Genomic DNA, 6,454 nt, shown 5'->3' with positions numbered 1-6,454 from the left:
GGAAACGCTGCCTGCTCATGACACCTCCTTGTAGGGCCTAGTGTGAGGCTCTTGAGGTGTCTAGGAAAGGAGGGGCGATTCAGCCGGAGTCTTCCGGTACCGGCACCAGATATTCATCAACCTCTTTGAGAAGGTGTGGGCAGCTTGGGAAGCGAAGCTCAAGCGGGATCAATGCATCGACTATGACGATATGCTGGTGCTTGCGGCCGACTGTGTCGAAAAGCAGCAAGAGGAGAGCCACTATCAACTCGTGATGGTTGACGAGTTTCAGGATGCGAGCCAAGCGCGTGCTCGCTTGATTGCTAGCCTGCTCAATGGGCCTGGGAAATGCCTCTTTGCCGTCGGTGACGACTGGCAGAGTATCAACCGTTTTGCCGGGGCTGATCTGGCAGTCATGACGGATTTTGAGAAAAAATTTGGACGAGCCGTCACGTTAAAGTTAGAAACAACTTTCCGGTGCCCGCAGTCACTGTGTGATATCAGTAGTACTTTTGTTCAGAAGAACCCAAAGCAAATTAAGAAGAAGGTGCGGTCATCCAAACCTAATGTCACTGACCCTGTGCGAATTATTCAAGTCGAAGATGAGAATCAGATTCGGTCTGCAGTTGGTAAGCGAATCAATGAGATTTCAGCTGAGTCACCAAGCAAGGGTAAGAAGATAAGAATCTATATTCTTGGTCGCTATAACAAAGAAAAAATATATGTGCCATTGGATTATGATACAAGCCAAATAGAGGTCGAGTTCGTTACTGTTCACTCATCCAAGGGGTTGGAGGCAGACCACATCATCATACCTAGAGTGACCGCTGAGACGTTAGGTTTTCCCAGTCGTATCGAGGATGATCCTGTACTTCAGTTAGCCATGCCAGGTGGTGATTCCTATGAATATGCTGAAGAGCGTCGCTTGTTCTATGTGGCCTTAACTCGTGCTCGATCATCGGTAACTTTGGTCACGCTCGCACACAAAGCATCTTCTTTCATTGCCGAGCTTGTTAAAGACCATAAGCTAGATGTATACAGTATCGACGGGAATGAAGCTAACAGCGAGCTCTGTCCTGTTTGTCGAGATGGTTTTCTTGTAAAGAAAAATGGGCGGTTTGGACTATTCTATGGCTGCAGTAGATTCCCGAGATGTCGGCACACACAAAAAATTAATAAATCATAAAGTATTGGTTGCCTGCAAGGGCAAGGGTAGTACAGAAAGATAAATAGGAAGGGATGCCAATGGAACAACCAATCTGGGCTAGAGATCTGCCAATTTTTCTTGCGGAGATTTATAAAAAAATAGAAGCCATCGCCCCGGATGGAGTCGAGGAAAAGTTAACCGATCTAGTGGGGTGGGTTCATCGGCTTCCATCAAGAAATCCTCGTAGAACTTATCTTTCAGATATACTTCGGGGCCGTAAAATATTAACTCCCTATGAAATGAATGGCATACGCCGTGTTCGTATCGAATTAGAAAGTGGTCGTGATATTCGTCCATTTCTTGGAGAGCGAACAGCATCAATACGAAATCGGCGTGATGAGAAACGTAACCCAAAGCAGCGAAACGATCTATTTTTTTCAGATTGGGGGCTACACCATTTTCATCTTGGAGCCGACCTCGCTAATACGGGAAAGCGAGTGATGCGTAGTCGCCGAGTATTGATTGCTCACCTAACCGAATCAGATGCGTATCTGCTGGATGTAGTGCCGCATGGTAAGGGTTTTCCTGATGTATGGGGGAATACGACTTATCTAAAGATCTTGTACCGTAATTGGCCGGAAATATTGGAGCAATACGAAATTAAGGGCTTGCTGGCCTCAGCTTTAGAAGGGGAGGTTCAACCTTTCGACTACATCAAGTTGAGACAGAATGGGATTAATGTGCCCATAGAAATTGATGGAAAAATATTCATGGGTCCTGGCCTGGGAATTTCTGGTGATGGGTCTTCCACTAGAGCTGTTCAGCGAGCAGACAACATCCAGAATGAGCTTTCTGAGGGGGAGAAATTGTTCCGCGAACAACAGCCAGAAGTGGAGGCCTTCTTGTATGTTGGGAAAGATGCATCTGTTGGCTTTTTTGTTCCAGAAAAGGATACGGCGTTTAGTGTGTTTTCTGGGCGGCACAGTCACTATCATGTGACTGTATTTCTTTATCGCCTCATTCATGAGAGTGGCATTTTTGAAAAGCTACCAGAAGGAACGATATGGACACCTGTTCCTCGGCACTCATAATAAAAGATACAAGCATAGCCCGTGAACAAGCGTCTCTAGGCAATAAAGTAGTTGTATTCAAATTAGTCAAAATATAACGAGTAGAAATTTTCAATGAATCGAAGTCTTGAAGTAGAGGTTGGACTGTCCCGGCTCCTGTAGGCAATCCGGCCCTATGATTGGCGATCCAGCTGTGGTGTTCTATCGCCCATTGCCCAGCATTCATGCCCATGTGGATATGTGACTGCAACTGCGATTCTACTCAGGTCATCGCAACCAGTACTCCGAGGCTGACCAAATTCCGGCCTTTGCCACGTCAGATTATTCCGCGCAAATCGTCGCCAAAGGGGTGTGTTTTCAGATATTCATCTATCGCAGGGGCAAAATCGAACAGCGCTCCCTTCACCAGCCGTCCCCGTGGGCTGCTCTAAGTGGCAATGCCGGTTTCCGGCAGCTTTTCCCCCTGTCTGCACCGGGCCCGGATACTGACCCAAATGCATCGTGAATCCCGCGTAGCTTGCGTATATCCACTTAGTGCTCTTTCAGCGCCCAGCTGCGGTGAGCTTGAATTGCTGCCAACGATGGCCGCAGCGCCTCTTGGTTGGGTAAGTAGATCGTCTTTCCATCAAGAGTGGCATATTCGCTTGATGCTAGGCTCGGCAGCATTCGCAGAGTGTAGGCATCGTCCAAAAATATCATCCCCTTGTCCCACAGTGTGTGCAGATCACTGCGCAGTAACAGGCCATTTCTGATGTTGTTTGTTTCCGGTCCCAGGTAGGGAGTGATGTGCGCGGCTTCCAGTACCTGGGTAATCGCGCAGTCTGTTATGGCACAGCGACCTTCATAGGCGGTGAGTAAGCCACTACGGAAAGCCGGTTGACCCTGACGCTTGGTGATCTCACGTAGAGTCTTCTTGCGCGTATCTTCTACGCCTTCCGGATCGAACTCACTGTGCGGCGCTGTTGGCCCGATAGATTCAGATTCGCGTTGCTCAGCTTCCTGGTCCAGGCTGGCTAGCGTGGTGCTTTGCAGCGTGAACACGCCGTTTTCCCATGTCTCAACATTGGCTAGGCCCATGACACGGTATCGGGTGACATCCGGTTTTTTCGTGAGCTGCCGTAGTACTGCCACCGGTACGCCATCTTCCATGCACCGTTTCAGCCCTTGGTTGGTAAACAGCCTGGCGGAGTCACCTCCTTTTTCTTCTTCTTGCGCGTATTTGTAGCGCCAACTACCATCGGCTTGGTATTCGGGCTCTTGGTCACTGTACGGGCTGTCTAGCGTTTGGCGAATGGATAGGGCATAGGGTAGGGACTGGGGCTTGTAGATACCCTTGGCAGAAATAGTGACGGTATCTGGCGCGGTTTGCAGCTGTTCCCAGGTCAGCACCTGACCAGCATATTGTTCGAACCAAGAAAGCAATTCTAAATGGTCGGCCTTACTTTCTTGAGTGTAGCTTTTCAGGGTTGTATAGATTTTTTTGATTGTCTCTTTGAAAGTAGGGGTGGTTATTGAGTAATCCACGAAATCTGACCCACTTTTTAAGCTGTTTAATTCTATTAAATCTGATTTTAGCGATCTGTTTAATTTGCTTTTGCTTAGCAGTATTCTGAAATATAGTCCATCTCTAGGGCTGTTATATAGCTCAAACTTGTATATTAATTCGTGATCCACGCACTCCCATTTTGCATGGGGTGTTCTTTTTGACTTTAGATAGGTATCGCCGTCTCTTTTGAATAGCTCATTAATACGGCTTTGGGTCATTATTTCGTTTAGTTGTGTGACGAGTAGGGTGTTTTGTATTGTCATTTTGAAAAATCAGTTTAGGTTGCTGAAGTTCCTTAAAAGCTAGTTTAGTGCAGATAAACCAGCCTCGCTGGCTGCCTAACGAAGCTATTTCAAACCAGTGCCCAGGCCCTTGCTGTGCTACCGTGATGGCATCCCAGGATCACATCATCACCAAAGGAGCCGTTAGTGGTGCGAAACATGCTGGTGGCAAATAGCATTGTATTAAACACCTAAAAATCTTCTTGCCTCCGAACTCAATGAACTATATGGAATCTTCAGTTCATCAAATAGTACTCTTCTCTTTACTTTCATTCCTAGGTCGTGCAGTTCTCTCTCAAGATCTTCGATGTTGTCGCAGCAATCATATGCAGATAGATATCCAGATATTCGATTGTCAATAGCCTTGCCTAGGGAGGATAAATTAATTTTTCGTGCTAGTAGTTCTTTTATTGAGCCTAGATCCAGAATGCGCTGCCTAATTTTTTCACGTTGCTCAGGAAGTAATGAAATTTTATACTCGGCAGTTTTTTTGCACAAACCTAGCCCAAGAAATTCTGCAGGCTGATCTGGCTCGTAAATTATCGACTTTGACGAACTGCTGATACTAGGCAAATGCAAACCCAGTGTGGAAAGTGACTCTTGGCATAGTTGAAAAATATCTTCGCATTCTGACCTTGAAGTTGCGAAGAAAATCAAGTCATCCGCATATCTAACGGCAAGTATTTTCTTTTTTATGATTATGTGGTCGAAGGGGGATAGAATCAGGTTTGAGAAAAACGGCGATAAAGGCATTCCTTGCCTTATGCCATGCCCCTCGATAATTCCAAGTGCTAGTATTTTTGATTTTTCTGATTTTGATGTGGAGAAAATTTCACACGAAGATGCGGATATCAATATATTGTGCAAGGACTTTTCTTTTATTGATCGCTTGATTGATGCCGCTAAAATGTTACGATCAATGTTGTCAAAAAATGACTGAATATCTGTCTTTAATACCCATTGTTTTTTAGTTCTATAGAAGCAGGCAGTGCGTGCAGCTTTTTGAATGCCTCTGTCTTTAATAAAGCCAAAGCTGATATTGTTTGCTAGTTGCTTTTGGTATTTTTCGGATAGGAAGATTAAGAGCGACCGCTGAACGATTCTGTCGTTCACTGTTGGCACGCAAATTAATCGGTACTTTCCGTTGACTTTGGGGATGATGTGAGGCTTCAGTTTTTGAAACTGAAAATTGGGCGATCTGACGTGGTTACTTAAATTGCGGAGATGAGCTATTGGATCTGTTGAGAAATCATTAATGGAGATGCCGTCGATGCCAATGGTGTTTCGTGCAGTGGGGCGAGTGCTTGAAAAAAGTCCTCGCCAACTTTGTTCAAGGTGCGGATAGGAGAGGAGAGTATGGAGGGTACTATGTTTAGGCATTTGGGCACACGCTGGCGTCAAACCCTTGGGACCAGCGATACAAGAGCCCGCCGGAGCGCGACAACCTGAGCGCCTCTTGCGAGGAGTTACAGAAGCCGGTTCCGACCATGACGCTAACGCGATCACTCGCATTGTCGCCATATTGCCGCTTGGTAACGTGCAGCGCAACCTGCAGAGATGCCTGTTGAGCGGAGCGAGTTACTTCAGCCGCCGCCGATATGTGAATGCTTCTCATTTGTGTTTTCACTATTCCAGTTAAGCCACAAGGGTAAAAGTGGAGCAGTGACAAAGCGAAAGCAATCCGGAAAAGTCGCCAGGCCCTAGAAATAACGGCCAACCAACCGCTCGGCGTTGCTCGCGCGCCCGCGTCCCCACTCTCGGCCCGCCCCACACGCTTACTACTCGCCTCCTTGACTATCCCCAAGGTCGAAGGCGAAGCAAGCGACACGCCGGAGCGCGACAACCTGAGCGCCTCTTGCGAGGAGTTACAGAAGCCGGTTCCGACCATGACGCTAACGCGATCACTCGCATTGTCGCCATCTGGCCGCTTGGTAACGTGCAGCGCAACCTGCAGAGATGCCTGTTGAGCGCTACTTGCATATCCAGTATGCCATAGGATTCGATAGCATGTGTGTCAATGTTCAGTGCGGAGGGAGGGCAGGTTATAGCCTTATAGCCACTGACTAGCTGGTGACGAAATTGTGGTTCGGATACCCCGGAGCTGCAGCAACAGATCGAATTCACGCAGAACCCCCTGACCATTCAGGAATTGCATGTCACCAGCGGCTTGAGGAACCCTCGGCACCAGGCCATCGTTGTTGCGTTCAATAAGGGACTAGCCATCATCAATGGCAAGCGGTACTTACGATAAAATTCTCATCGAAAACGATCTGGAATGATCGTAGCTTCCCTTGTGGGATCCAAACCGCTGGATGTGTACTTCTCCAACTCGCCGGGTCCGGCGTATCTAGTGGCGCCGTATTGGGCAAAAGCCATAAAAATAGGGCGGCGGTATACGTCTGTTGAGACAGTGCCGATTCCGGTGCCCCTA

At 47.5% G+C, this 6,454-nt stretch carries 4 protein-coding genes; 2 read left to right on the top strand and 2 right to left on the bottom strand.

The window, feature by feature from the left end; genetic code table 11:
- Positions 1 to 109: 109 nt before the first annotated feature.
- Together ACFOLG_RS08980 and ACFOLG_RS08975 are read left to right on the top strand one after the other, a co-directional pair.
- Positions 110 to 1,165, top strand: a complete 1,056-nt coding sequence (locus tag ACFOLG_RS08980) for a 3'-5' exonuclease (protein WP_386090960.1) — start codon at positions 110 to 112, stop codon at positions 1,163 to 1,165.
- 59 nt (positions 1,166 to 1,224) lie between these two features.
- The gene (locus ACFOLG_RS08975; RefSeq protein WP_386090952.1) at positions 1,225 to 2,217 is read left to right on the top strand and encodes a hypothetical protein; all 993 of its coding nucleotides are present in this window, start codon (positions 1,225 to 1,227) and stop codon (positions 2,215 to 2,217) included.
- A gap of 510 nt (positions 2,218 to 2,727) precedes the next feature.
- Here ACFOLG_RS08975 and ACFOLG_RS08970 read toward each other — a convergent pair.
- Positions 2,728 to 3,960 carry an HNH endonuclease gene (locus ACFOLG_RS08970; RefSeq protein ID WP_386090950.1) on the bottom strand — a complete coding sequence of 411 codons (1,233 nt, stop codon included), beginning with the start codon at positions 3,958 to 3,960 and terminating at the stop codon, positions 2,728 to 2,730.
- A gap of 246 nt (positions 3,961 to 4,206) precedes the next feature.
- On the bottom strand, positions 4,207 to 5,403 hold the full coding sequence (locus tag ACFOLG_RS08965) for a reverse transcriptase domain-containing protein (protein WP_386090947.1): 1,197 nt from the start codon (positions 5,401 to 5,403) through the stop codon (positions 4,207 to 4,209).
- Positions 5,404 to 6,454 lie beyond the last annotated feature (1,051 nt).

The organism is Vogesella facilis (genome assembly GCF_042648525.1).
Lineage (GTDB): Bacteria > Pseudomonadota > Gammaproteobacteria > Burkholderiales > Chromobacteriaceae > Vogesella > Vogesella facilis.
Note: the sequence above shows the minus strand (reverse complement) of the source record. Positions and strands in the feature narration are given on the sequence as shown.

What these genes read in the sequence shown, in the direction of transcription:
- ACFOLG_RS08975 (WP_386090952.1), top strand. Translation starts at nt 1,225, where the DNA reads ATGGAACAACCAATCTGGGCTAGAGATCTGCCAATTTTTCTTGCGGAG.
- ACFOLG_RS08970 (WP_386090950.1), bottom strand. Translation starts at nt 3,960, where the DNA reads ATGACCCAAAGCCGTATTAATGAGCTATTCAAAAGAGACGGCGATACC.
- ACFOLG_RS08965 (WP_386090947.1), bottom strand. Translation starts at nt 5,403, where the DNA reads ATGCCTAAACATAGTACCCTCCATACTCTCCTCTCCTATCCGCACCTT.